The sequence below is a fragment of the Olsenella sp. An293 genome (assembly GCF_002159495.1).
Classification (GTDB): Bacteria; Actinomycetota; Coriobacteriia; order Coriobacteriales; family Atopobiaceae; genus Thermophilibacter.
Map to the genome: position 1 here is coordinate 196446 of NZ_NFIT01000002.1, position 24272 is coordinate 220717.

A 24272-nucleotide genomic window follows, 5' to 3' on the forward strand; every position below is an offset into this window, starting at 1 on the left:
ACGCTAACATGCACAGTTCCGGAAACGTCAATTTCTGACCTGCGGATATATGAAACTTAACGGAACTGTGCATGTTAGCGAGCGGCGCGGGGTGACAATTGAACCTGTCCCAATTGTCACCCCGCCCTACCACACGGTGAGCGGCCAGTCCTGCGCGGCACAGCAGATCGTGAGGCGGCCGTCGGGCGTGCGCGCCTCGGGGCGACCGTCCTCGCCGCTCGCGACCTCGGCGCCAACCGCCTCGGCGAGCGTCCTCACGCAGACGCTCGGCCGGTTGTTCTCCTGCGAGAGATGCATGGCAACCACGGTCTCGGTGTCGTCGCACGCCAGCGTGCCGAGCGCCTCGGCCGTCTGGGCGTTGGAAAGGTGGCCCGTCGGCCCGGCCACGCGCGCCTTGAGGTAGCCCGGGTAGCTGCCCGTCGCGAGCATGCGCTCGTCGTGGTTGGACTCGAGCGCGAGGATACGCGCGCCCGTCAGGGCCTCGAGCGCCTCGTCGCCAAGTCGGCCCGTGTCCGTGCAGAACCCGAGCGCGTCGTCTGCCGTGGAGAAGCGAAAGCCCACGGGGTCGGCCACGTCGTGCGAGGTAGGGAAGGTCCGCACGCGCATCCCGGCGAGCTCGAACTCATCCGAGTGACCCACGATCGTGAACGGCAGCTGGGTGAGGTAGCTTCTCGCCGCGGCGGTGCCCGCCGTCGTCAAGAGCTCCCCGTCGAAGTGGTTGCAGAAGACCGTGAGGCCACCCACATGGTCGGAGTGCTCATGGGTGAGCAGGACCGCCACCACGCGGCTCAGGTCCAGGCCAAGCTCGTCCGCCCTGCCGAGCAGGGCGCGGCGCGAGATGCCGCAGTCCACGAGCACAAGTCCGCTCGGCCCCTCCACCACGGCGGCGTTTCCCTTGGAGCCGCTGGCAAGGACGTGCAGGTGAATCTCGGGGGTCATGTCGGTCCTCTCGCTGTCGTACACTGGGTCCGGGCAAAATAGGATACATCCGTTTGGCTCGCCGTCTCGTTTGCCCAGGTACGCATCACGCGACCCCAAGCGAATGCATGTTATTTTGCAGCTCCCTAGGGTAGCCGTTATGGAGGTATCGCATGCCGAGCGTCTCTCGTCGATACGCCAACGCTAGGAGTCGCTTTGACCGACCGAGCGGCCAGCCTGACGAGAGCCTTGCGGCTCCCGTCGTGCTCATGGTCTCGGGCGGCGCCGACTCGACCGCCTTGCTCGTCCTCGCGGCGACCTCGAGCCTCGACGTCGATGACGGGCGCGGGGTCGCTCGCATCGCGCGCGAGCGCCTGCACGTCCTGCACGTCAATCACGGGCTTCGGGGAATCGATGCCGAGGAGGACGAGGAGTTCGTCCGAGACCTCGCGCAGCGCTACGGCATCCCCTGCACGATCCGTCGCGTCGACGTCGAGGAGCTCGCCGCGGCAGGGGACGGCAACGTCGAGAACGCCGGTCGCATGGCGCGCTACGCCGAGGCGACGCGCCTGGCCAACGACCTCTCGGAGGCCTTTGGGACGCCGCGCTCGGCGGCGCGCATCCTCACGGCGCACACCGCCGACGACCGTGCGGAGACCTTCTTCATGAACGCCATCCGCGGGACGGGCGCCGCGGGCCTCTCGTCGATCCCGCGCCGGCGCAACCGCATCGTGCGCCCCCTGCTCGACCGGACCCACGCCGAGCTCTGCGACCTGCTGCGCATGCGCGGCATCGTCTGGCGCGAGGACGCCACCAACGCCGACACGCGCTATCTGCGCGCCTTCGTCCGGCACGAGGTCCTGCCGGTGGCGCGCGGGAGAAACCCGCGCGTGGTGGCCAACCTCTCGACGACCTGCGACATCCTCTCCGACGAGGACGCCTATCTCACGGCGGTCTCAGCCCGCGCCCTCCGAGACCTCACGAGGAGGGAGGGAACGGGCCTGCTCGTCCTCGACGCGGCGCGACTTGCGGCGACCGACGTCGCGATCGCCCGCCGCGTCGTGCGCTCGGCCATCCTGACGGTGTGTCCGGAGGCCCGTCTCGAGGCGCGCCACGTCGCCGCGGTCCTCGAGATCGTCGCGGCGGGGGAGGGCGCCGCCAACATCCCGCTGGGAGCCGAGGCGCGCGTGGAGCATGGTCTTCTCGCCCTGCGCTCCCGCATGGCGCCGGCCGTCCCGACGGCTGCCTGGCTCGAGGTGCCAGGGAGACTCGTCCTTCCCGGCGGGCGCGTGCTGTCCGCCCGTCTCCGTCCGGCCCCCGAGGCAACCGACGTCGCCGCCTATGCACGCTCCCATGCGCTCGAGTGGTCGGGCGAGTCCGTTCTTCTCGATGCCGTGCAGGCTGGGGTCGACCCCGCGCGCGGGGGCAGGCTTTGGGTGGACACGCCCCATGCGGGCGAGCTGCTCTGCCCGCTCGGAATGCACGAGCAGTCCAAGAAGCTCTCCGACCTGCTCGGCGAGGCGCGCGTGGACCGGGACGAGCGCGCCCTCGTCCCGGTGGTGCACGCGTCTCCCACGGGTCCGGTGGTGTGGGTCGCGGGCGTTCGCGCCGACGAGCGCGCCCGCTGCACGTCGCAGACGAGGTGGCTGCTAGAATTGACCCTGACGCACGACGAGACGGGACCGTCCGCGCCGGACGGCCGGTGAGAGGAGAGGAGCGCGCATGGAGGCACTGCATCCGGACGTCAAGGAGACCCTGCTCAGCGAGGACGAGATCAGGCAGATCGTGGCCCGCATGGGCGAGGAGATCTCGCGTGACTATGCCGACAAGAACCCGCTGGTCGTGGCCGTGCTCCGCGGCGCGGTGGTCTTCATGGCAGACCTCATGCGCGCCATCGACTGCCCCATCGGCATCGACTTCATGGCTGTCTCGAGCTACGGCGACGGCGCCAAGAGCTCGGGCGTCGTGCGCATCGTCAAGGACCTCGACACCAAGATCGAGGGGCGCGACATCTTGATCGTCGAGGACATCCTCGACTCCGGCCTCACGCTCTCCTATCTCATGGAGCTTCTGCGGGGCCGTGGCCCCGCCTCCGTCGAGGTCGCCGCCTTCCTCGTGAAGGACGTCCCCGGCAACACGCCCGCCGTCAAGCCGCGCTACGTGGGAGCCCACGTCCCCGACGAGTTCATCGTCGGCTACGGCCTCGACTACGCCGAGCGCTATCGCAACCTGCCCTACATCGGCGTCCTCAAGCCCGAGGTCTACCGGTAGCCTGACGTCCGGGAGCTTGTCCGCCGGGTTCATCCGGCCCGCTCCCCGTCTTGACCGCCAGTCGCACGCAAGGAGAGTCGCTTGCCCGAGAAGAACAACCATCCGCTCGGCCCCGAGGGGCGCACGCGCTCCGCGGTGTTCACCACCGCGGTCGTGGTCGCGATCATCCTCTACCTCGTCTTCTCGGGCGGAGGGGGCGGCCTGTCGGGCGGCAGGCGGACTGACGCGCTCGCGACCAACGAGTTCGTGACGGCCGTGAGCGAGGACCGCGTCGAGAGCGTGACGTACCGGACCGATGACGGCAGCGTCTCCGGCTCGTACTGGCACAGCGAGGCAGAGCGCGAGGACGGCGCGGAGGCGACCAACTTCACGAGCGTCTATGTGGGGTCGGACTCCTTGGCCGAGCTGATGGCGGAGCACCCCGACGTCACCTACAAGATCGACACGAGCGACTCGAGCATGCTCGAGACCGTGCTTATCTCCGTCGTCCCGACGCTTCTGCTCGTCGGCGTCTTCGTGTACTACATGAGTCGCATGTCCTCCCAAAACGACAAGACGATGGCGTTTTCCAAGACGCGGGCCCTCACCTCGGAGGCGCAGCGCCCCAAGGTGAGGTTCGCGGACGTCGCGGGGGTCGACGAGGCGGTCGAGGAGCTCCAGGAGATTCGCGACTTCCTCTCCGACCCCGAGCGCTATCACCAGATGGGCGCCCGCATCCCGCGCGGCGTCCTGCTCGTGGGCCCTCCGGGCACGGGCAAGACGCTGCTCGCCAAGGCCGTGGCCGGCGAGGCGGGAGTCCCGTTCTTCTCGATCTCCGGCTCGGACTTCGTGGAGATGTTCGTGGGCGTGGGCGCCTCGCGCGTCCGTGACCTCTTCAAACAGGCCAAGGAGGCAGCTCCCTGCATCGTGTTCATCGACGAGATCGACGCGGTGGGCCGCCAGCGCGGCGCGGGCCTGGGCGGCGGCCACGACGAGCGCGAGCAGACCCTGAACCAGCTGCTCGTCGAGATGGACGGCTTCGAGGAGAACTCCTCGGTCATCCTCATCGCCGCCACCAACCGCCCCGACATCCTTGACCCGGCGCTGCTGCGTCCTGGCCGCTTTGACCGTCGCGTGACCGTGGACCGGCCCGACGTGGCGGGGCGCGAGAAGATCTTGCGCGTGCATGCCGAGGGCAAACCCTTCGACGGTGACGTCGACTTCGCTCGGCTCGCCAAGGTCACGCCCGGCTTCACGGGCGCCGACCTCGCCAACCTGGTGAACGAGGCGGCTCTGCTCGCCGCCCGCCGGCGCAGGGGCTCCATCGGCGAGGGCGAGGTCGAGGAGGCCATGGAGCGCGTGATGGCGGGTCCCGAGCGCAAGAGCCGCGTCATCACCGAGAAGGAGCGCCGCGTCATCGCCTATCACGAGTCGGGTCATGCGCTCGTGGGGCACGTCCTGGAGAACTCCGACCCCATCCACAAGATCTCGATCGTGAGCCGCGGCCAGGCGCTCGGCTATACGATGCAGGTGCCCGAGGAGGACCACTTCCTCGAGACGCGCGACGGCATGCTCGACCAGATCGCCGTGCTCCTCGGCGGCCGCACGGCCGAGGAGCTCTTCTGCGACGACATCACCACCGGCGCCTCCAACGATCTCGAGCGCGCGACCAAGCTCGCCCGCACCATGGTCACGCGCTACGGCATGAGCGAGGAGCTGGGGACGCAGGTCTTTGGCGAGGCCCAGCACGAGGTCTTTCTCGGCCGCGACTACGCCAACCGCCAGGACTACTCCGCGGAGACCGCCAAGCGCATCGACGACGAGGTCGAGCGCATCATGCGCGAGGGGCACGATCGCGCCCGCCAGGTCCTCGAGGCACGCTCGGCCCAGATGGACACGATGGCGCACGTGCTCCTCGAGCGCGAGACGGTCGAGGGCGATGCGGTGAAGGCGCTGCTCGACGGCAGCTGGGACGCCTACGTTGCCGCCGAGGGGGCGAGCGGCTCCCCGGCCGGTGCCCAGGAGGCCGGCGTCCGAGAGGCGGGCGCCCAGGAGGCGGACGCCCAGGAGGCTCGCGCATAAAAAAGTGAGCAGGGCCCCTGCTTGTGTATTCATCGTGTGCAAGCTGCCTGCGCATAATCTGAAAGATCTGAAAAAGTGCTCAGGGGGGTACTCACCTTATGACCCCCTGTAGCAAAACAGCACATAATGGGGTGGCACCAAGGGTGTCCCCTAACCGGGCATACTCAAATAACGAGCAGGTCAGGTGGTATATAAGCGCCAAGCCAGCCCGCCTTCGATGATACCGTTTGCACGCAGGGCCAAAAGATTTTGCCTAGGGCCCCCAACAAGCGTGCAGGGAGGTGTCTGGCTGATGGCGCGCAAAGTCGAGTTCGAGATCAAGCTCACCATCAACGAGACCGAGCACCGCCTCCTGCACTGCCTCGGCGAGCTCGCTCCAAAGCAGGGTCAGGTCGCTGCGGTCTCGGCAAGCAGGTTCTCCTCGCTGCTCAACACGAGCGTGGCGACGGTCAGAAGGTCATGCGAGTCCCTCGACGAGATGGGCCTCATCTCCAAGCGCGGGAAGGTGCGCGAGGACGGCGGCAGGGACGCCAACGAGTATGTCATCACCCTGCTCGGATGGGAGGTCCTGCGCAGCAAGGGCTACATGCGGCCCCGTCACCCGGAGGACGAGCTCTCATAGTCCTTCTCGCCCGCCGTCTTGCCTTCGGAGCTGTCCCGCGCGAGTACAATGGCCTTGCAGCACAGAGCGAGCAGACACGTTGCGCGAGGAGGCCCCATGTCCATTAACGAGAAGAGCCGCGCCTACGGGGCGCAGAAGTCGTCCATCCGCGAGATTGCGGCGTATGCCGGGGCCCGCAAGGCCCAGATCGGCGCCGAGAACGTCTTCGACTTCTCTCTTGGCAACCCCTCCATCCCCGCACCCGACTCCGTTCGCGCCTCGATCGAGCGCTGCCTGGCGCTTCCCGCCACGCAGCTTCACGGCTACACGCCCGCCAGCGGCCTGCCCGCCGCCCGCGAGGCCGTCGCGGCGAGCCTCTCGCGGCGCTTTGGCGAGGGCGCGGCGTCCGCGGACGACCTCTATCTCACCTGCGGGGCCGCGGCTTCGCTGTCCATCACGTTCCACGCCGTCGTGAACCCCGGCGACGAGGTCATCGTGATCGCCCCGTACTTCCCCGAGTATCGCGTCTGGATCGAGACCGCGGGCGCCACGTGCGTCGAGGTGCTCGCCGATCCCCAGACCTTCCAGATCGACGTCGCGGCCGTCGAGGCGGCGCTGACCGCGCGCACCAAGGCCGTGGTCATCAACTCCCCGAACAACCCCGTGGGCTCGGTCTACTCCCGCGGTAACCTCGAGGCCCTGGCCGCCGTCCTCGCGAAGGCCGAGGCACGGCTCGGCACGGCGATCTACCTCGTTGCGGACGAGCCCTATCGCGAGATCACCTACGGCGCCGAGGTACCCTGGGTGCCCTCCGTCTACGACCGTTCCATCGTGTGCTACAGCTACTCCAAGTCACTCTCGCTCCCGGGCGAGCGCATCGGCTGGGTGCTCGTGCCCCCCACCAACCCCGATCACGACGAGCTCGTGCTCGCGGTCGCGGGCGCTGGGCGCAAGCTGGGCTTCGTGTGCGCCCCGGCGCTCTTCCAGCGCGTGCTCATCGACTGCGTCGACGAGCCGAGCGACGTGGAGGCCTACGCGCGCAACCGCCAGGCGCTGACCGAGGGCCTCGCCCGCCTGGGCTACGAGTTCATCGCGCCCGAGGGGGCCTTCTATCTCTGGGTCAAGGCGCTCGAGCCCGACGCCAGCGCGTTCTTCGAGCGCGCCAAGGCCCTCGAGCTGCTCCCCGTTCCCTCGGACTCCTTCGGGTGCCCGGGCTGGGTCCGCGTGGGCTACTGCGTCTCCTACGAGACCATCGTGAACTCGCTGCCCGCCTGGGAGGAGCTCGCCAAGTCCTACCGGTAGCGCGGAGGGCCCGCCCTTTTCCGCATGAGGAGCGCCATGTACGAGAACCGCTGCGACACGCACACCCACACGCTCTATTCCCGCCACGCCTACTCGACGGTGCGCGAGAACGTGCTCGCGGCACGCGACGCGGGCCTCGAGCTGCTCGGCGTGACGGACCACTTCAGCGACATGCTCTTCCCGAGGACCGACCTCGCCCATGCCGACCTGCGCGACTACCAGCACTTCATCAACATGCGGGTCTGGCCCCGCGTCTGGGAGGGCGTGCGGCTCCTTCACGGCATGGAGGCGGACATCCGCGCGCTCGACGGGAGCCTCTTCGGGCAGGCCATCGAGGTCGCCTCGGACATCACGGGGCGGCCGGCGCGCTCGGCGGCGTCCCTTTACGCCCGCGCGTGCTCGGGATGCGACTACGTCATCGCGAGCGTTCACTACAAGGACTTCGCCGAGGGCGCGTCGCTGGCGCAGACCACCGAGATGTACCTCGGCGCCCTCGCGCAGCCCAAGGTGCTCGTGCTCGGCCATACCGGGCGCGCCGGCGTTCCCTTCGACGTCCGCGAGGTGGTGGGGGAGGCCGCCCGCCTCGGCAAGCTCATCGAGATCAACGAGCACAGCCTCGAGACCGCCCGTCCCGACGGGCGCACCCACACGAGCTGCCGGACCATCGCCGAGACGTGCGCTGAGCTGGGCTGCCAGATCGTCGTGAACACCGACGCCCACATCAGCAGCTCCGTCGGCAGGACGCCGCACGCGCTCGCCCTTCTCGAGGAGATCCGCTTCCCCCAGGAGCTCATCGCCACGCGCTCCGCCGAGGCGTTTCTTTCCGCCATGGCCGGCGCCGGGCTCACGGTGCCGGAGTTCTAACGGGTCCTCGGCCTCGGACCCCAGCTCTGCGCCCGCCGCGTGTTCGACCCTCGCTGTCCGTGTGGGTGGCGGGCGAGTTTTGTACGGCGAGAATGCAGCCCTCTCGGTACGAGCCAGCGTTTCCGCAGGTCACGCTGTTCCACTTTACCGAGAAGAACGTGCTCGCCGTACATATTTCGATCGAGTATGGCACGGCGTTGTCGGGCGGGGCGCATCCGTGCCCCTATACGTCTGGCAGGCTCTCCCAGTCAACGAGCACGCTCGCGCGCAGGTCTTCCTGAGCCCGCTTCTCTCGCTGGGTCCTCTCTTGACGCTCGACGCCGAGCTTCTCGGCAAGGAGCCGAGAGAACGCTTCAAAGCGCTGCGCATTCTCCATTTGCGCGTAGGTGAGCTGAATCACCTCGATGCCCATCATCTGGAGCGCCGTTGACCTGTCTGCGTCGGAAACCGAGCTCCTTGACCCAAAGTGATGAGAGCTGCTCTGGCACTCCACGTCAACGTCGCCGCCCTCGCGCTCCCAGAAGAGATCGCAATAGCAGCTGCTCAGGCCGCACAGCCTTTTGGCGTCCGCCGAGAGGGCGACGCGGCGGTTGTGCTCGAGTCCGAGGTAGCCCTCGCCACCGTGACGCACGCTTTCTGCCAGCAGCATGCCCGCCTGCGCCTCAAAAGGCGAGGCGGCGCCCACCCGAGCGCGTCGCGCCGCTTCGGTCAGCGCCCTCTTTCCTCGGGACGAGGCGAGCGCGAGATGGTTTTGCAGGCGGTCGAGGCTGAGCAGGGGAGGACGCGACCAGAGCCCCGTCAGCTTCCCGCCGTTGTTTCTTGCGGCCCGCCAGCCCCGATACGCTGGAAGTCGATTGTGGTCTGCCAGCTCCTGCAGCACCTTGGCAAGCGGGCCGGGAGCCTGGTAAACAGAGAACGTCCCCAGAAGCTCCGAGAGGAGAAGGGCTGTCCGAACAGCGTCTACGCGAACCGCGAGCTGCTGGAGCGCGAGCTCGGGGGAGACGACCTCAACCCCCTCGCGGATGACGCTCGTCGAGTTGTCGGGAAGCGTCGCTCCCCAGACGCGTGGCCGAATGACCCCCGACGGCCTTCGGTCCTCAGGGGTTGCCGCCAGCACATCCACCGGTCCTCCGAAATTGGTGGCAAGCAGAGGAAGCGTGCCTGCGACGCGCAGCCCGGCGATGCCGCAGTGCGACCTGCGACCAGTTAGTCCGTAGGAGCTGGAGACGAGCTCGGATGACTCCAGCAGCTCAAGGCGGAGCGCTCTGATCGTCCCGACGTCGAGCAGGGCACGCAGCATGGGATCATCCTCCGGGCCCGATGCCAGGAGGCGCGCTATCGGCGGTGTGCGCCAATAGAGAAACGCGGATCTGTCGCACAGAATCGTCTCCATGAAGTGACGCTAGCACCAACGTGACGGGCGCGCTTGCGGCGTGGGTCGAACCCGTGCCGCGATTCTCGAGAAATGTATGGCGAGAAAGTTCTTCTCGCCCGAGGGCAGGGCTGTGAGCTGGGAAAAGAATCGATGAAATGTGGGATGAGGGTATTTCGCCGTACAAAAGTCGCGCGTGTGCCCACCGCCGTCAGCTTGCGGTACGTTTCGCAGGCGGCGCGCTTTCGCCGGCGGGTGGCAAACGGGTAAGATGGCGGGGACCCCGAGCGGAAGGATTCCCATGCCGAGCCCACGCGAGCTGCGCCTCGTCTCCTGGAACGTTAACGGCCTGCGCGCCGTCATGAAGAAGGATCCGAGCTTCACCGACGTCGTTGCCGCCACCGACGCCGACGTGTTTGCCGTCCAGGAGACCAAGCTCCAGGAGGGTCAGATCGAGCTCGACCTGCCCGGCTACCACCAGACCTGGAGCTACGCCGAGCGCAAGGGCTACTCCGGGACCGCCGTCTTCTCACGGGAGGAGCCACTGCGGGTCATCAACCACATCGGCGCGCCCGAGGCGGACGACGAGGGTCGCGTCTGCGCGCTCGAGTTTCCGGGCTACTGGTTCGTCGACGTCTACACGCCCAACGCCCAAAACGAGCTCGCGCGCATCGACACGCGCCTGGCCTGGGATGCGGCGTACCGCGACTTTCTCGTGGGGCTTGCCGCCGAGAAGCCCGTGGTCACGTGCGGGGACTTCAACGTGGCGCACAACGAGATCGACCTCAAAAACCCCGGTCCCAACCGCGGCAACGCGGGCTTTTCCGACGAGGAGCGAGAGAGCTTCACGCGCCTGCTCGACGCCGGCTTCACCGACACCTTCCGCGCTCGTCACCCGGACGTGACCGGCGCCTACAGCTGGTGGAGCTACCGCTTCAACGCGCGCAAGAACAATGCGGGCTGGCGCATCGACTACTTCCTCGTCTCCAACGACATCGCCGATCGCGTGACCGGCGCCTCGATTCTCTCCGAGGTCTTTGGCTCGGACCACTGCCCCGTCGAGCTCACGATCGAGCTCTAGGACGGGGCCCGCGCCGTCGCCCTAGCCCAGCGTGATGTAGCCGGTGCCGGCGTCGGGGTCTTTGGGCGTCGGGCCCCCGTCGGCCGAGCCGAAGAGAAACTCGCGGACGCGCGGCATCTCGCGCAGGTACTGGGCGTGGCCGGCGTCGTAGGCGGCGGCGAGCTTGCGGGGATTGACCGTCGCGTTTTCCACGGGCATCTTATCGGGGTAGAGGATGAGCGCTCGGCCCTGCTCGGCGAGCTGCTCGACGTGCTCGATCGCGTCGTTGTAGCGCTCCCAGCGGGTGAGCAGCGCCTTTCGCAGGTAGGGGTGGTCCTTGGCGACGGCCTTGAACATCTGCCTGTCCTTGGCGCCGGGCTCGCTCTTGCGGTACCCGCGCGGCCTAGTCGCCACAAAGACCAGGCGCTCGAAGCCGTCCTCCTCGGCCATGCAGACCGGGATCCCCGCGCCCTCTCCGAGGCCGCCGTCAAGCAGCACGCGCCTGTCGACCTCGAGCGGCTTCATCATGCCGGGCAGCGTGGAGCTTGCGCGGACGAGGTCGATCATGCGCATCGGGTCGGTCATGTCCTCTCGGCCAAAGCGCACCGTTCGGCCGGTGTCGCGCTCGAAGGCCTGGATGCGCAGACGGGCGGGGTTGGCGGAGAACGTCTCCCAGTCAAACTCGAGGGTCCCCTCGCGCAGCGCCCCCTCATAGAGGGCGTCGGCGTCGAAGTAGCCGTGCCCTCGAAGCAGCGAGCGCAGGCCCACGAGCCCGCGAGCGGGGCCGTCTGTCATGAAGGCGTCGCGGACGCGCTTGCGGTCGCGGGAGAGATAGTTGACGGTGTTGCTGGCCCCGGCGGAAAGACCGCAGACGTAGTCGAAGTAGATGCCCTGCTCGAGCAGGACGTTCGCGAAGGCGCAGGTGTAGCTCGCCCGATAGCCGCCCCCCTCGAACACCAGGGCGCAGTCGAACACGTTGCTGACGGGTGACTCCATGACAACCTCCTCCGAGCGCGCTGCGGCGGATCACGTGACAGATACGCGGGACAGATGCCCCGGAGGCGTCTGTCGCGCATAAACCTTGTTGTTCCCCAAACGCCGCTGCCCGAACCGTCGCCGACGGATTCTCCATCATGTGTCCCGGGGGCATACCATGGCACCATGGCCCGCGGCGACGAAGGGACGGCACATGGCATGCACAATAACTGATTCCCAGGAAGCGGCGTCTGAGCTCGCCAAACGCTTCGATCGGGCGAGAAGGGCGGTCTTCTTCGGCGGGGCGGGGGTCTCCACCGCCAGCGGCATCCCGGACTTCAGAAGCGCGGACGGCCTCTATCACCAGCACTTTGCCTACCCGCCCGAGGAGATGCTCAGCCACGGCTTCTTTATCTCCCACACCGAGGAGTTCTTCGACTTCTATCGCGAGCGGATGATCTGCCTCACGGCGCGGCCCAATCGCGCCCACGCGAGGCTCGCCGAGCTGGAGCGCGAAGGGCATCTCGCGGCGGTGGTCACGCAAAACATCGACGGGCTCCATCAGATGGCCGGGTCGCGCGTCGTCCACGAGCTGCACGGCTCGGTGCACCGCAACGTCTGCCAGCGGTGCGGCGAGACCTATTCGGCGGAGTGGGTCCTTGAGTCCGAGGGCGTGCCCCGGTGCGAGAAGTGCGGGGGACTGGTGAAGCCCGATGTCGTGCTTTACGGGGAGAGCCTGGACGAGCGCGTTCTTATCGCCAGCGTCCAGGCGATAGCGCAGGCGGATCTGCTGGTCATCGGGGGAACGTCGCTGGTGGTGTATCCGGCGGCGGGGCTCGTGGACTACTTTGGGGGCTCTGAGGTTGTGGTCGTGAACCGCGACCCCACGCCGGCAGACTCCCGTGCCGACCTCGTCTGCGCCTGCGACATCGCCGCCGCGTTCGACTTCTGAGGAAGGAGCGCCCCCGGCGATTGAACCCGTCCTCATTGTCGGCGGCCCCGGGTACAATGGACGAGTACGGCGGTCGGCCCGAAAGGGGATGGTCATGCTTCGAGAGAACTACGCCACCTGGCATTGTGGCGCCCACGAGATTTCGCTCGCGCGCCCGCGCATCATGGGCATCCTCAACGTCACCCCGGACTCGTTCTCCGACGGCGGCGAGAACGTCGACCCCGAGGCGGCGATCGTCCGCGGCCTCGAGATGCTCGACGAGGGGGCCGACATCATCGACGTGGGCGGCGAGTCCACGCGCCCGGGGCACACGCCCGTCTCCGCGAAGGTCGAGGCCGAGCGCGTCGTCCCCGTGGTGCGCGCCCTGGTCGAGGCGGGCGCGATCGTCTCGGTGGACACGCGTCACGCCGAGGTCGCCCGCATGTGCGTGCGCCTGGGCGCCTCGATCATCAACGACGTCTCGGGCTTCACCGATCCCGAGATGGTCCAGGTGGCCGCGGACACGTCCTGCGGCTGCGTCATCATGCACTGGAGCCACGAGGGCCTCGGCACGCGGGCGCCGCGCCGCCAGGTCACCCTCGACCAGAGCCGCCCCAACGGGAGCGCCCTCCCGCGACCCGTCCTCTCCCAGCGCCGCTTCACGCTTCCCGAGGAGGCGCCGATCATGCGCCAGGTGATGGGCTTTCTGGGCGACCAAGCGCGGACGCTGCTGCGCGCCGGCGTGGGCCGCGACCGCATCTGCCTCGATCCCGGCGCGGGGTTTGACAAGCTCGCCGACGAGGACGTGGTCATCCAGCGCTCGACGCGCTCGATGGCCTCCATGGGCTATCCGCTCGTGTGCGCCGTGTCGAGAAAGCGCTTCGTCGGCGCCGTCTCCGGCGTCCCCGACGCGGCCGCGCGCGACGCCGCGACCGCCGGCATCTGCATCGCCGCTATCGAGGGTGGCGCGCGCATCCTGCGCGTTCACGACGTGGCGGGCGCCGCGCAGGCGGTCAACGCCTACTGGGCCGTCTCGCACAAGGACCCGCGCCAGGGGTTCGTGAGCCTCGGCTCCAACGTGGGCAACCGCGTGGGCAACATCGCGCGCGCCGTCCGGCTCATCGACGAGATCCCGCTGACGTGCGTCGTCAGCGTGAGCCACGCCTACGAGACCGAGCCTGCCTACGGCATCGCGACGCCCGTCGCCAACGCCGTGGCCGAGATTCGTACCGAGCTGCACCCGCTCGTGCTCATGGGCAAGCTGCTCGAGGTCGAAGACGAGCTCGGCAGAATCCGCGAGAAGGACCGCGACCCCAAAAAGCCCGGGTCGGGCCCGCGCACCATCGACTGTGACCTCGTGTGGGTGGAGGGGGAGCGCCACTTTGGCACGCGTCTCACGCTCCCGCACCCGCGCGCCGGCGAGCGCGACTACGTGATCGTGCCCATGGAGGACCTCATGCACAGCCCCGAGCGCTTCCTCGCCCACGAGGGCGTCGACGTCGCCGAGCGCGAGGCGCGCGTCGGCCATGTGACGTCCGATCTCGGGGAGGTCGCATGGGAGTAGGGACGTCGGTGACCCTGCGTCCGGGCGTCCCGATGGGGTTTTCGACGGGCGTGCCGTTTGTGTGCGCCCTCGCCGTCGCCCGCGAGCTTGGCGCTCGCGTGGCGTGGCCTCACGAGGTGGTCTCAGCCGAGGGCACGCCGCTCGTTCACGTTGATGCCCGCGCCGGCTACGACGAGCTGGGCGTCTTTGTCCGCTGCGACCTCACGTGGGACGCCGAGAAGAACCTTGACGCCGCCGCTCTCGAGCGCGCGGCGACCGAGGCGGTCGGCGCCTGGGGGCAGGCCTATGCCGCCGGCCGCGGAAAGGCCGGGCCGCTCGCCTCGATCCTGGGCGACTACTTCGACGCCCTCCGCGGCATGAGCGAGCGAGTCGAGGTCGTGCGCGGGGGTCGCGTGGTCGCGCGCGGGACGCTTTCCGGCGTCGACGTCTGGGGACGCGTGACGGTGAGCCGTGAGGGCGGCGGCGAGCTCGAGCTCGCTCCGGAGCAGGCGACGCTGCGGGTGCTCCCCTAGCGTCTTGCTCCTGTGCGCCTCGGCGTCCGGCTACGCGCGGGCGCGCTCTCGAAGCCAGATCTCCCGGATGCCGCGCAGCGTGAGGTCGGGGTCGATCGCGTCGAAGAGGTCCGTGGCCCGCGCCACCGTGCGAGCGAGCCCCCCGGTTCCCACCACCGTCGCGTTGGGCGCGCCGAGCTCGGCGCGGATGCGCGCGACGAGACCTTCCGCCTGGGCGGCCGCCCCGATCACGAGGCCTGACTGCAGCGCCGCCTCGGTGCTGTCGCCAAGCGCCCGCTCGGGGGCCTCGATGGGGATGCTCGCGAGCTTCGCCGCACGCGAGAAGAGCGCGGAGGCGGAGAGCATGAGCCCCGGGGAGATGGCTCCCCCGCGGTAGGCGCCCGCCGCGTCCACCACGTCGATGTTGGTGGCGGTGCCAAAGTCGACCACGATCACCGGCGAGCCGTAGGTGCTCCGTGCCGCGATGGCGTTGGCGATGCGGTCGGCGCCCACCTGGCGGGGGTTGGGCATGGCGACGTCCATGCCGTAGCCCTCGCCCGCGCTCACGACGATGGGCTCGTGGCCGAGATGGGCCTCGAGGCAGCGCCTCCAGGATCGCTCGAGGGCGGGGACCACGCTCGCGACGCCGGCGTCGGTCACGTCCTCGAGGTCGAGGCCGTCTTTCATGAAGAAGCCCCAGAGACGTGAGTGCAGCATGTCGGAGGTGTCCGCCGCGGTGGTGGACATGCGCCAGCCGCGGACGAGCCCGCCCCCGTCGTCAAAGAGGCCGAGCGTGGTCTGGGTGTTGCCGACGTCGATCGCCAGGAACATGGGGCACCTCCCGGATGGCTGCCGCCCGAGGCGGCGCGTTCTTCTCGCCCCATCTTACGCGCAAATCTTCACAGACGTGTCACAGCCTTTCTGATATAGTCATACGGCTATTGTGTCTCGGTCGGAACCGAGACGAACCCCCGCCCTGGTCGGAAACCAGGGCCGATGAAGAGGAGTCCTGCCATGAAGCAAGGTATCCACCCCGACTACGTGGAGTGCACCGTCCGCTGCACCTGCGGCAACACCTGGAAGACCCGTTCCACCAAGAAGGAGATCGTGGTCGACCTCTGCGACAAGTGCCACCCGTTCTACACCGGCCAGCAGAAGCTCGTCGACACCGGCGGCCGCGTCCAGCGCTTCGCCGACAAGTTCGGTGGCGCCGCTGCCGCGCAGCTGAAGAAGGCCCAGGAGGCCAAGGCCGCCAAGGCCGCCAAGGCCGCCGAGGAGGCCGCTGCCAAGAAGGCCGCCAAGGAGGCCAAGGCCGCTGAGAAGGCCAAGCGTGCCGCCGAGTACGCCAAGAAGGCCGAGGCCGAGGCTGCCAAGGCTCCCGTCGAGGAGGCTCCCGCCGAGGTCGCCGAGACCACCGAGGCCGCCGAGTAGCACCTGCTTCACGGCATGTGAGGGGCGCCCCGCGGACTGCGTGTCCGCGGGGCGCCCTTTTGTGATGCGCGGATGGCGCCTCTAAGGCGCCTGCCACATGCTATGCCGTGCGGACGAGCGAGAAGGTGTCGGCGTAGGCGACCGTCTCCTCGACGGGGAAGAACAGGATCGAGCCCGTCTGCGTGGAGGAGCTCGTCAGCTCGGCGACGGCGGCCGCGGGATTGTCCTTCTCGCCCAGACGCAGGGTGAGCGTGGTCGTGCCGTCGACGTCCTCCGGAAGCGTCGCCTCGAGCACGAGCGTCCCGTCTTCGTCATCGACGAGCGTGGCGGTGAAGGGCACCTCGGTGAGCGTGAGGTCGCCCGGGCAGCCCTCGGCGTCGCGCGACGGGTGCCCGTGGTAGTGGGCGACACCCGAGACGGTGCCCGTGGCCTGCGTGACGCCGCCCTCGGTGCGGGTGCTCTCGACATTGAGAGAAAGTCCTGACGGCCGGCCCGCCAGGCACTTCGTCCCGTCAGTTGCCTGGCTCACGAACGTGCCCGACCACGTGCCGACGAGCGGCTCGAGGCTGCGCGTCTTGCCGCCGTCCGCGACGGAGAGTCGCTCGAGCTCCCACTTGCCGTTCGACGAGCGGAAGGCGAGCCCGGCGCTCAGGCGGCACTCGTACGCCTCGAAGGTCTCGGTCTTGGTGCAGGTGAGCTCCATCGAGCAGCTCCCGCTCTCGGAGTCGAACTCAAGAAGGTCGAGTCGCACGTTAGCGCCCTGGTAGAGCTGCTCGAGCGTGGCGTCCCCGTCCTCCCCCTGCCCGGAGAGCTGCTGATCCGCCCGGGCGAGAAGAACGCCGACGTTCGAGACGATCTTTCCCGCGTCGGGCCCCTCGAGGGCGCTCCACGAGACGCGCGCGTCCTCGGAGCTGCCATCTGCGACCCAGGAACCCTCGCTCAGGGCGTAGCCGATGGTCGTGACCTTCTCGGCCTTGACGTAGCTTCCGAGATAGGTGACGAGCACCTCGGCCCGGGCGGTCTCACGCTGGTCGCCCGCAGCGATCGATCGAACCTCAGCCTCGCGGGCCACGAGGATGTCGTCATGGCCAAAGCTGCCGGGGGCGTAGACGGGCGCCTCGAGGGCGAGGGCGTCTTGCTCGACGAGCTCTCGGGCGGGGAACTGCGGCGCTGCGGTCAGGGCGGCAATCGCCGCGACGGCCGCTGCGACGACGGCGAACGCGGCGATCGCAGCGGCGACCCGGTGCGCGCGCACGAGCCGCGCGAGGGAGCCCGCGCGACCGCGCAGATAGCTCCTCAGCGCTCCGGTGACGTCGTGCAGCCCCGCCTCGCTCGCGGACTCGGGCTGCGGTGAGGTCGCCTCGACGGGGGGACGTCGCTCGGTCTCGCCCGGCTGGGGACCCTCCGGGGAGAGCGTTGCCGTCTCACCCGCGAGCGTCTCGCCGGGGTCCGAGGCGGGCCCCTCGTTCTTCTCGGCCTGCGCGTCGCGCTCTGGCCTGGGTTCGTCCGGCATGGGTGCACCTCCTGACTTCTGGTCCCTAGTTTCTCACAAGAGCGGGGCGTTTTGCTGTTTGCCGGGCTCGCGTGGACTTTGCGCAGATGCGTGCGGCCCGCGACGTTCGGGGTATGATGTGATGGCTGAAACGACGAGACTCCGGGGAGGTCCCGTGTATCTGAGGTTTGACAAGCTCTAGCTGCGCCAAGGCGGCACTGCCGCATGGCTCGACGTTGTTATCCCCACATTCTCCCCAAGGAGTCATCATGCGAGACAAGCTCACCAAGATCATCATTGCCTACGAGGAGCTCGAGAAGAAGCTCATGGACCCTGCCGTCGTTTCCGACCCCAAGGAGTACGCGCGCCTTGCCAAGGAGCACGCGAGCCAGGCCGAGCTCGTGACGCGCGCTCGCGAGTACCTTGGCGCGCTCGACGACATCGACGCAGCCAAGGAGATGTTGCACGAGGCCGATGCCGAGGAGAAGGCGATGCTCCAGGAGGACATCGCGGCCAACGAGGCCAAGCTTCCCGCGCTCGAGGACGACATCAAGTTCCTGCTCATCCCGGCCGATCCCAACGATGAGAAGGACACCATCGTCGAGATTCGCGCGGGCGTGGGCGGCGACGAGGCGGCCATCTTTGCCGGCGACCTCTTCAAGATGTACCAGCACTTCTGCGAGGGCCGCGGGTGGAAGATCCAGATCCTCTCCTCGTCTCCGAGCGAGGCCGGCGGCTTCAAGACCATCGAGTTCAAGGTCGCCGGCGACAAGGTGTACTCCGTGATGAAGTACGAGTCCGGCGTGCACCGCGTCCAGCGTGTTCCCAAGACCGAGAGCCAGGGTCGCATCCAGACCTCTACGGCCACCGTGGCGGTGCTCCCCGAGGCCGACGAGATCGACATCCAGATCGATCAGTCCGACCTGCGCATCGACACCTACTGCGCCTCCGGTCCCGGCGGTCAGTGCGTCAACACCACCTACTCCGCCGTGCGCATCACGCACCTGCCCACCAACACCGTGGTGCAGTCTCAGGACCAGCGTTCCCAGATCCAGAACCGCGAGGTCTGCATGCAGATGCTGCGCGCCCGCCTCTACGAGATGGAGCTCGAGAAGCAGCAGGCCGAGCAGGGGGCCGCGCGCCTCTCCCAGATCGGTCACGGAAACCGCTCCGAGAAGATTCGTACCTACAACCAGCCGCAGGATCGCGTGACCGACCACCGCATCGGCTTCAACAGCACCTACAACGGCGTCCTGCTCGGTGACGGGCTGTCGAGCGTCATCGAGGCGCTTGCCGCGGCCGAGCGCGCGGAGAAGCTGGCCCAGGCGGTGTAGCGTCCCACACATCGCACACCACAAGGCCGCCCGTGCCTTCGGCACGGGCGGCTTTGCGTCGCGGGCTGCAAAAGTGATCTTCGGTCCATATTCGCGCGGGCCGGGAAACAAAACCTGCCTTCGATCCATGCGTTTTGGCCAGTAAAACCGCTTCGGGCGTCTGTCGGAGCGAGGTCGTCTTCTCATCAACTGGGAAAACGCGATTGGCTGCAGGGGCGCGCCGCGAAAAAGCCATGGATCGAAGGCGGGTTTTGTTTCCCGGCCCGCGCGAATATGGACCGAGAGCTGATTTTGCAGGGCGGCAACGCTGGAGCAGGCCCCTGCGGCACGCTATGATGCTATGACGCACAGCCGGAGGGAGGACGATGCCACGCACCGAGCCATGGACAATCAAGAGGGTGCTCGACTGGACGAGCGGTTACCTCGAGCGCAAGGGTGACGAGCATCCCCGCCTCTCCGCCGAGTGGCTGCTTGCCAACGTCTGCGGCCTTTCGCGCGTGGAGCTCTACGTTAACTTTGACAAGCCGCTCGAGGCAAGCGAGCTCGACGCCATGCACGCGGCCATCGAGCGGCGTGCGGCGGGAGAGCCGCTGCAGTACGTGACCGGAGAGATGGCCTTCCGGCACATCGTCCTCAAGTGCGAGCGCGGCGTGCTCATCCCCCGTCCCGAGACGGAGATTCTGGTGGACGCGGCGCTCGAGGGCGTGGACGCGACAAAGGCCAAGCGCGGCGGCGAGGCCGAGGCCCCCGTCCGCGTGCTCGAGGTCGGCACGGGAACGGGCTGCATCGCGCTCTCCGTTGCATCCGAACGCCCCGGCACGCTCGTCACGGCCACCGACCTCTCGCCTCGCGCCGTCGAGCTTGCGACGCGCAATCGTGAGGCTCTGGGCCTCGAGCAGGCTGTGGACATCGTCGAGTGTGACCTTGCCTCCGGGGTCGACCCCGAGCTTATGGGCTCGTTCGACGTGCTCGTCTCAAACCCGCCCTACATTCCCACGCAGGTCCTGCGCGAGGAGGTTCCCGCCGAGGTCGCCGACTTCGAGCCGCAGCTCGCGCTCGACGGCGGAGACGACGGGCTCGACGTCTTTCGTCGCCTGCTCGATCTGGCCCCCGCGGCGTTGGCGCCTGGGGGCATGCTTGCCGTGGAGCTCTTTGAGGGCTCGCTGGATGCCGCCGCGGCGCTCGTGCGCGAGCGGGCCGGCTGGGCGACGGTCGAGGTGCGCGAGGACCTCACGCGCCGCCCGCGGGCGCTCGTTGCCGTGAGGGAGGGACAGTGATGGAGGTTCTTCTCGCTCGGGGACAGGATCGTCCTGAGTCCCTGATGGTCGCGCGCGTCGTGGAGGTTCTGCGCGACGGCGGCGTTGCCGTGCTGCCCACCGACTCCGTCTACGGCATCTGCTGCGCCGCGACGCCCGCAAACCCCGCGCACGCAAGAATCTTCGAGGTGAAGCGCCGCGACCGCGCGCAGACCCTCCCGTGGTTCGTCGCCGACGTCGCCGACCTTGACGTCTACGGGAAGGACGTGCCCGAATGGGCGCTTCGTCTCGCCAAGCACTTCTGGCCGGGCGCCCTCACACTCGTGGTGCGCGCCTCCGAGGCCGTCTCCCCGGAGTACGCGCAGGAGGGAGCGGACGGCCTCACCATCGCCTTGCGCGTGCCCGGCTCCGAGCTCGACCGCGCCATCGTGCGCGCCTTGGGCTGTCCCGTCGCCCAGACGAGCGCCAACACGCACGGCGAGGCCGCCGCGGCGTCTGGCGCCGAACTGGAGCCCGGCATCGCCGCGGCGGTCGACCTCGTGGTCGATGCCGGGCCCGCGCCCGTGGGGGTCGCCTCGACGATCGTGGACGCCACCGGTTCCGAGCCTCGCATCCTGCGCGAGGGCGCCCTGACCGAGGCCGAGGTCCTTCTCGCCTGCCGCTCCTAAGCGTTACATCTCGCCTCAATCTGCGGGCCCGGCGCAGGGACGTCTGTCCGCGCCGTGCTACAGTTGTCCTGCGGCGTCCTGCAACCGCCGGGACGGGCATTCTGCACAGCGCATAAAGGAGGGGTTTTATGGCCTACGAGCACCTGAGCGCGTCCGACCCCGAAGTCTTCGCTGCCGTGAGCGACGAGCTGCGCCGCCAGCGCTCCTCGATCGAGCTCATCGCCTCGGAGAACTTCGTCTCGATGGCGGTGATGGAGGCTGTTGGCTCTCCGCTCACCAACAAGTATGCCGAAGGTCTTCCCGGCAAGCGCTACTATGGCGGCTGCTGGGCGGTCGACGAGGCCGAGAACCTCGCTCGCGAGCGCGCCAAGCGCCTCTTCGGCGCCGCCTTTGCCAACGTGCAGCCCCACTCGGGCGCGCAGGCCAACTACGCGGCCCTCTCCGCGCTCGCCCAGCCGGGCGACAAGATCATGGGCATGGCGCTCGACAACGGGGGGCACCTCACCCACGGCTCTCCCGCCAACTTTTCGGGCAAGCTCTTCCAGGTCGTCTCCTATGGCGTTGACTCCCAGACCGAGCGCATCGACTACGATGCCGTCGCAGCGCTGGCCGAGGCCGAGAGGCCCAAGGTCATCATCGCCGGCGCCTCCGCCTACCCGCGCTTCATCGACTTCGAGCGCTTCGCCGAGATCGCCCACTCCGTGGGCGCCTACCTCATGGTCGACATGGCCCACATCGCGGGCCTCGTGGCGACGGGCCGCCACCCCTCGCCGGTGCCCTGCGCCGACGTCGTGACCACCACCACGCACAAGACGCTGCGCGGCCCGCGCGGCGGCCTCATCCTCTCCAACGACCCCGACCTCGCCAAGAAGCTCGACTCCGCGGTGTTCCCGGGCAGTCAGGGAGGCCCGCTCGAGCACGTCATCGCCGGCAAGGCCGTCGCCTTTGGCGAGGCCCTGCGTCCGGAGTTTGCGGACTACGCAGACGCCATCCTCGCCAACGCCAAGGCCCTCGGGCGAGGCATGGAGTCGCGCGGGCTGAGGCTGGTCTCCGGCGGGACCGACAACCACCTGCTGCTCGTCGACCTCACGCCGGCCGGCGAGGTCACCGGTCGCGACGCCGAGCGCGCGCTGGACGAGGTGGGCATCACCGTCAACAAGAACACCATCCCCGGCGAGAAGCGCTCGCCCTTCGTCACGAGCGGCATCCGCGTGGGCTCGGCCGCCGCGACCACGCGGGGCTTCTCCGAGCAGGAGTGCGAGCGCATCGGTCAGCTCATCGGCGAGGTCGTGGCCGATAAGGACAACCCCGCGCTGCTCGACCGCGTGAGCATGGAGGTCCGCGAGCTGCTCGCCGAGCACCCCCTCTACCCCGAGCTGTAGTGTCTGCGAGTTGGGGACAGTCCCCAACTCACATATGTACGTTGGGGACTGTCCCCAATTGACAGAAAGGACCAGAAATGGCAGAGGAGTTCGACACCGAGCGCTTCACGGTCATCGATCACCCGCTCGTCCAGCACAAGCTCTCCATCCTGCGCGACAAGGCCACCTCGACCAAGCAGTTCCGCGAGCTGGTCAACGAGCTCGCCATCTTCGAGGGCTACGAGGCCATGCGCGACTTCCCGCTCGAAGACGTCGAGGTCGAGACCCCGCTCGAGGTCACGACCTGCAAGCGCCTCGCCGGCAAGAAGGTCGCCATCATCCCGATTCTGCGCGCCGGCATGGGCATGGTCGACGGCCTGCTCGAGCTCGTCCCCTCGGCGCGCGTGGGACACGTGGGCATGTACCGCGACGAGGTCACCCACGAGCCGCACCAGTACTACTGCAAGTTCCCTGATGATATTCAGAACCGCATCTGCCTCGTCGTCGACCCGATGTTGGCCACGGGCGGCTCGCTCACCGCTGCGATTCAATTCCTGCGTGAGGCGGGCGTGCGTGACATCCGCTGCCTCACCCTCGTCTCGGCCCCCGAGGGCGTGCGCACGACGCTCGAGTTCGACAAGGACGTCCGCCTCTACACCTGCGCGCTCGACCGCCAGCTCAACGACCACGCCTACATCCTGCCGGGTCTCGGCGACGCGGGCGACCGCATCTACGGAACCAAGTAGCGCCGGGCGTCTTTATCCGCTCTTTATGACGAATGGGGGGCGCCCGGGCGCCCCCCTTGACGTTTGGGGTCGGCGCGCTAGACTTCTCGTATTTCGGAATCGCTCGGACGGGACGGAGGCCATGGACTTCTCGGTTGCCGTCATCGCGGGCGCGCTGTTCGGCCTTCTGGGCTGCGCCGCGCCAGCGGCCCTGTTCGAGCGGGCTCTGAGGGGCGGTGCCGGCCTGAGTCTGGCGTCCGGCATCGCGGCGGTGGGCGCCTCCATGGTGTCGCTGACCGTCGTCCTGCTTGTGGTGTACACTGCCACGGACACGGGCTTCTTGGAGTTCGGAAGCTCTATGGTCGCCTCGTTTCTGCTCTTCTGGGTTATCGAGGCGGTGAGGGGCTGGCGCGCCGCCAATGGCAGCCGCTAGGCCGGGAGGAAAGGACAGAGCGTGGGCAATCCTCTGGACAGCCTGGGCGAGGAGGTCAACGAGCTCGTTGCGAGCTTCACGTCGCAGCCGATCGTGGGCAGCCTCGATTCCATCGGCTTCACGCAGTACTCGTTCTGGTTCGCGGTCGCCGTCATCTTGATGCTCGTCGTGCTCTTTGTCTTCAAGAAGAAGCAGGCGCAGAGCCTCGTTCCGCAGGGCACCTTCGTCAACGGGGTCGAGTACGTCATCGAGTTCGTGCGCGACGACATGTGCAAGGGCCTGCTCGGCGACTCCTGGAAGCGCCACTTCCCCTTCATCGCCACGGTGTTTCTCGTGGTGCTCGCCAACAACATCGTCGGCATCATCCCGGGCTGCAAGCCCGGCACGGGCACCATCTCCACCACTGCCGCCCTGGCCATCTGCTCGTTCGTCTACTTCATTGCCTGCGGCGTCAAGAAGAAGGGCGCGCTCGGCTATGCCAAGAGCCTCGCGCCCGCCGGCGTGGCCTTCCCGCTCAACGCGCTCGTGTGGCTGATCGAGGTCTTCTCCACGATTCTGCGCCTCATCACCCTCGCCGTCCGACTCTTCTGCAACCTTTTCGCGGGCCACGTGGTCATGGGAACCTTCGCGATTCTGGCCTCGCTCTTCTTCGAGCCCATGGTGCAGGCCTTCTCGATCGCCACCGCCGCGCAGGCGGGGGCGTCGGTCCTGTGGGTGGGCATCCTGCTCGTCATCTACGTCGTGGAGATCATGGTGGCCGCCATCCAGGCCTATGTCTTCGCGCTTCTCTCCGCCGTCTACATCCAGATCGCCGAGTCCGACGAGGAGTAGGCGAGAAGAACGGTAACTCGCGGGTGTTCGCCCGCTGAGGAATAGCACGTTGGTTTGAAACTCGTCCCGGCTCACAACACCCATCGGGGCGAATGTCAAAGGAGGAACAGTGGGAGCTCTCGGTGTCGTTGGTTATGGTCTCGGCGTTATCGGCGCGGGCATCGGCATTGGCCTGGCCGCCAGTGGCGTCGCGCAGGGCATGGCTCGTCAGCCTGAGGTCCAGGGCCGTCTGTTCACGGTCTTCATCCTGGGCTCCGCCTTCGTCGAGGCGCTCGCCCTCATCGGCTTCGTCGTCAGCCTCATCGTAAAGTAGGGCTGTCGGACGAGCGAG

Annotated in this window: 24 protein-coding genes; 19 read left to right on the forward strand and 5 right to left on the reverse strand. The window is 68.1% G+C overall.

Going from position 1 to position 24272, the window contains the following annotated elements:
• Positions 1–126: 126 nt before the first annotated feature.
• Positions 127–939 carry an MBL fold metallo-hydrolase gene (locus tag B5F85_RS02020; RefSeq protein WP_087313888.1) on the reverse strand — a complete coding sequence of 271 codons (813 nt, stop codon included), beginning with the start codon at positions 937–939 and terminating at the stop codon, positions 127–129.
• A gap of 152 nt (positions 940–1091) precedes the next feature.
• Here B5F85_RS02020 and tilS point away from each other — a divergent pair, with 152 nt between their 5' ends.
• From tilS to B5F85_RS02050, 6 genes are all read left to right on the forward strand, one after another.
• Positions 1092–2624, forward strand: a complete 1533-nt coding sequence (gene tilS, locus B5F85_RS02025; protein WP_087313889.1) for a tRNA lysidine(34) synthetase TilS — start codon at positions 1092–1094, stop codon at positions 2622–2624.
• 16 nt (positions 2625–2640) lie between these two features.
• Entirely contained in the window at positions 2641–3189 is a 549-nt protein-coding gene (hpt, locus tag B5F85_RS02030) for a hypoxanthine phosphoribosyltransferase (RefSeq protein WP_087313891.1), read from the forward strand.
• 81 nt (positions 3190–3270) lie between these two features.
• Positions 3271–5250 carry an ATP-dependent zinc metalloprotease FtsH gene (ftsH, locus tag B5F85_RS02035; RefSeq protein ID WP_087313893.1) on the forward strand — a complete coding sequence of 660 codons (1980 nt, stop codon included), beginning with the start codon at positions 3271–3273 and terminating at the stop codon, positions 5248–5250.
• 292 nt (positions 5251–5542) lie between these two features.
• Entirely contained in the window at positions 5543–5872 is a 330-nt protein-coding gene (locus B5F85_RS02040) for a hypothetical protein (protein WP_087313895.1), read from the forward strand.
• A gap of 96 nt (positions 5873–5968) precedes the next feature.
• Positions 5969–7153 carry a pyridoxal phosphate-dependent aminotransferase gene (locus tag B5F85_RS02045; protein ID WP_087313897.1) on the forward strand — a complete coding sequence of 395 codons (1185 nt, stop codon included), beginning with the start codon at positions 5969–5971 and terminating at the stop codon, positions 7151–7153.
• A 36-nt stretch (positions 7154–7189) separates the two neighbouring features.
• Entirely contained in the window at positions 7190–8017 is an 828-nt protein-coding gene (locus B5F85_RS02050) for a phosphatase (RefSeq protein ID WP_087313898.1), read from the forward strand.
• 223 nt (positions 8018–8240) lie between these two features.
• On the opposite strand, the gene B5F85_RS02055 is transcribed toward B5F85_RS02050, so the two are convergent.
• Positions 8241–9410: a hypothetical protein gene (locus B5F85_RS02055; protein WP_143786115.1), complete on the reverse strand. Its 1170-nt coding sequence runs from the start codon at positions 9408–9410 to the stop codon at positions 8241–8243.
• A gap of 280 nt (positions 9411–9690) precedes the next feature.
• On the opposite strand from B5F85_RS02055, the gene B5F85_RS02060 reads away from it, so the two are divergent.
• Complete coding sequence (locus tag B5F85_RS02060; RefSeq protein ID WP_087313902.1) at positions 9691–10470, forward strand: exodeoxyribonuclease III; 780 nt, start codon at positions 9691–9693, stop codon at positions 10468–10470.
• Positions 10471–10491: 21 nt separating this feature from the next.
• Here B5F85_RS02060 and B5F85_RS02065 read toward each other — a convergent pair whose 3' ends face one another.
• The gene (locus tag B5F85_RS02065; protein ID WP_087313904.1) at positions 10492–11445 is read right to left on the reverse strand and encodes a patatin family protein; all 954 of its coding nucleotides are present in this window, start codon (positions 11443–11445) and stop codon (positions 10492–10494) included.
• Positions 11446–11638: 193 nt separating this feature from the next.
• Between B5F85_RS02065 and B5F85_RS02070 the strand changes: the two genes are divergently transcribed.
• From B5F85_RS02070 to B5F85_RS02080, 3 genes are all read left to right on the forward strand, one after another.
• The gene (locus tag B5F85_RS02070; protein ID WP_087313906.1) at positions 11639–12376 is read left to right on the forward strand and encodes an NAD-dependent protein deacylase; all 738 of its coding nucleotides are present in this window, start codon (positions 11639–11641) and stop codon (positions 12374–12376) included.
• A 94-nt stretch (positions 12377–12470) separates the two neighbouring features.
• Positions 12471–13919 (forward strand): dihydropteroate synthase, encoded by a 1449-nt coding sequence (gene folP, locus B5F85_RS02075; RefSeq protein WP_087313965.1) that lies wholly within the window; start codon positions 12471–12473, stop codon positions 13917–13919.
• Positions 13910–14431: a hypothetical protein gene (locus B5F85_RS02080; RefSeq protein ID WP_143786116.1), complete on the forward strand. Its 522-nt coding sequence runs from the start codon at positions 13910–13912 to the stop codon at positions 14429–14431. The genes folP and B5F85_RS02080 overlap by 10 nt, the downstream gene beginning before the upstream one ends.
• A 30-nt stretch (positions 14432–14461) precedes the next feature.
• Here the strand turns inward: B5F85_RS02080 and B5F85_RS02085 are convergent, their stop codons facing one another.
• The gene (locus B5F85_RS02085; RefSeq protein ID WP_087313910.1) at positions 14462–15241 is read right to left on the reverse strand and encodes a type III pantothenate kinase; all 780 of its coding nucleotides are present in this window, start codon (positions 15239–15241) and stop codon (positions 14462–14464) included.
• A gap of 183 nt (positions 15242–15424) precedes the next feature.
• Between B5F85_RS02085 and rpmE the strand changes: the two genes are divergently transcribed.
• Complete coding sequence (gene rpmE / locus B5F85_RS02090; RefSeq protein WP_087313912.1) at positions 15425–15841, forward strand: 50S ribosomal protein L31; 417 nt, start codon at positions 15425–15427, stop codon at positions 15839–15841.
• 100 nt (positions 15842–15941) lie between these two features.
• Here rpmE and B5F85_RS02095 read toward each other — a convergent pair whose 3' ends face one another.
• Complete coding sequence (locus B5F85_RS02095) at positions 15942–17354, reverse strand: hypothetical protein (protein WP_087313914.1); 1413 nt, start codon at positions 17352–17354, stop codon at positions 15942–15944.
• Positions 17355–17602: 248 nt separating this feature from the next.
• On the opposite strand from B5F85_RS02095, the gene prfA reads away from it, so the two are divergent.
• The 8 genes from prfA to atpE all read left to right on the forward strand — a co-directional run bounded on the left by prfA (position 17603) and on the right by atpE (position 24254).
• Positions 17603–18667: a peptide chain release factor 1 gene (prfA, locus tag B5F85_RS02100; RefSeq protein ID WP_087313916.1), complete on the forward strand. Its 1065-nt coding sequence runs from the start codon at positions 17603–17605 to the stop codon at positions 18665–18667.
• Between the two features lie 365 nt (positions 18668–19032).
• Complete coding sequence (prmC, locus tag B5F85_RS10760; RefSeq protein WP_204204597.1) at positions 19033–19944, forward strand: peptide chain release factor N(5)-glutamine methyltransferase; 912 nt, start codon at positions 19033–19035, stop codon at positions 19942–19944.
• The gene (locus tag B5F85_RS10765) at positions 19944–20591 is read left to right on the forward strand and encodes an L-threonylcarbamoyladenylate synthase (RefSeq protein ID WP_204204598.1); all 648 of its coding nucleotides are present in this window, start codon (positions 19944–19946) and stop codon (positions 20589–20591) included. The genes prmC and B5F85_RS10765 overlap by 1 nt, the downstream gene beginning before the upstream one ends.
• A gap of 128 nt (positions 20592–20719) precedes the next feature.
• On the forward strand, positions 20720–21973 hold the full coding sequence (glyA, locus tag B5F85_RS02110; protein ID WP_087313918.1) for a serine hydroxymethyltransferase: 1254 nt from the start codon (positions 20720–20722) through the stop codon (positions 21971–21973).
• Positions 21974–22050: 77 nt separating this feature from the next.
• Positions 22051–22698: a uracil phosphoribosyltransferase gene (gene upp, locus B5F85_RS02115; RefSeq protein ID WP_087313920.1), complete on the forward strand. Its 648-nt coding sequence runs from the start codon at positions 22051–22053 to the stop codon at positions 22696–22698.
• Between the two features lie 121 nt (positions 22699–22819).
• Positions 22820–23110 carry a hypothetical protein gene (locus B5F85_RS02120; RefSeq protein ID WP_087313922.1) on the forward strand — a complete coding sequence of 97 codons (291 nt, stop codon included), beginning with the start codon at positions 22820–22822 and terminating at the stop codon, positions 23108–23110.
• Between the two features lie 21 nt (positions 23111–23131).
• Positions 23132–23941, forward strand: a complete 810-nt coding sequence (atpB, locus tag B5F85_RS02125) for a F0F1 ATP synthase subunit A (RefSeq protein WP_204204600.1) — start codon at positions 23132–23134, stop codon at positions 23939–23941.
• A 109-nt stretch (positions 23942–24050) separates the two neighbouring features.
• Positions 24051–24254: an ATP synthase F0 subunit C gene (gene atpE / locus B5F85_RS02130; RefSeq protein ID WP_075278954.1), complete on the forward strand. Its 204-nt coding sequence runs from the start codon at positions 24051–24053 to the stop codon at positions 24252–24254.
• Positions 24255–24272: the final 18 nt, after the last annotated feature.

Bases quoted from the DNA above. Each gene is read 5' to 3' on its own strand.
- B5F85_RS02020 (WP_087313888.1), bottom strand. From the start codon at position 939: ATGACCCCCGAGATTCACCTGCACGTCCTTGCCAGCGGCTCCAAGGGA.
- tilS (WP_087313889.1), top strand. From the start codon at position 1,092: ATGCCGAGCGTCTCTCGTCGATACGCCAACGCTAGGAGTCGCTTTGAC.
- hpt (WP_087313891.1), top strand. From the start codon at position 2,641: ATGGAGGCACTGCATCCGGACGTCAAGGAGACCCTGCTCAGCGAGGAC.
- B5F85_RS02040 (WP_087313895.1), top strand. From the start codon at position 5,543: ATGGCGCGCAAAGTCGAGTTCGAGATCAAGCTCACCATCAACGAGACC.
- B5F85_RS02045 (WP_087313897.1), top strand. From the start codon at position 5,969: ATGTCCATTAACGAGAAGAGCCGCGCCTACGGGGCGCAGAAGTCGTCC.
- B5F85_RS02050 (WP_087313898.1), top strand. From the start codon at position 7,190: ATGTACGAGAACCGCTGCGACACGCACACCCACACGCTCTATTCCCGC.
- B5F85_RS02055 (WP_143786115.1), bottom strand. From the start codon at position 9,410: ATGGAGACGATTCTGTGCGACAGATCCGCGTTTCTCTATTGGCGCACA.
- B5F85_RS02060 (WP_087313902.1), top strand. From the start codon at position 9,691: ATGCCGAGCCCACGCGAGCTGCGCCTCGTCTCCTGGAACGTTAACGGC.
- B5F85_RS02065 (WP_087313904.1), bottom strand. From the start codon at position 11,445: ATGGAGTCACCCGTCAGCAACGTGTTCGACTGCGCCCTGGTGTTCGAG.
- B5F85_RS02070 (WP_087313906.1), top strand. From the start codon at position 11,639: ATGGCATGCACAATAACTGATTCCCAGGAAGCGGCGTCTGAGCTCGCC.
- folP (WP_087313965.1), top strand. From the start codon at position 12,471: ATGCTTCGAGAGAACTACGCCACCTGGCATTGTGGCGCCCACGAGATT.
- B5F85_RS02080 (WP_143786116.1), top strand. From the start codon at position 13,910: ATGGGAGTAGGGACGTCGGTGACCCTGCGTCCGGGCGTCCCGATGGGG.
- B5F85_RS02085 (WP_087313910.1), bottom strand. From the start codon at position 15,241: ATGTTCCTGGCGATCGACGTCGGCAACACCCAGACCACGCTCGGCCTC.
- rpmE (WP_087313912.1), top strand. From the start codon at position 15,425: ATGAAGCAAGGTATCCACCCCGACTACGTGGAGTGCACCGTCCGCTGC.
- B5F85_RS02095 (WP_087313914.1), bottom strand. From the start codon at position 17,354: ATGCCGGACGAACCCAGGCCAGAGCGCGACGCGCAGGCCGAGAAGAAC.
- prfA (WP_087313916.1), top strand. From the start codon at position 17,603: ATGCGAGACAAGCTCACCAAGATCATCATTGCCTACGAGGAGCTCGAG.
- prmC (WP_204204597.1), top strand. From the start codon at position 19,033: ATGCCACGCACCGAGCCATGGACAATCAAGAGGGTGCTCGACTGGACG.
- B5F85_RS10765 (WP_204204598.1), top strand. From the start codon at position 19,944: ATGGAGGTTCTTCTCGCTCGGGGACAGGATCGTCCTGAGTCCCTGATG.
- glyA (WP_087313918.1), top strand. From the start codon at position 20,720: ATGGCCTACGAGCACCTGAGCGCGTCCGACCCCGAAGTCTTCGCTGCC.
- upp (WP_087313920.1), top strand. From the start codon at position 22,051: ATGGCAGAGGAGTTCGACACCGAGCGCTTCACGGTCATCGATCACCCG.
- B5F85_RS02120 (WP_087313922.1), top strand. From the start codon at position 22,820: ATGGACTTCTCGGTTGCCGTCATCGCGGGCGCGCTGTTCGGCCTTCTG.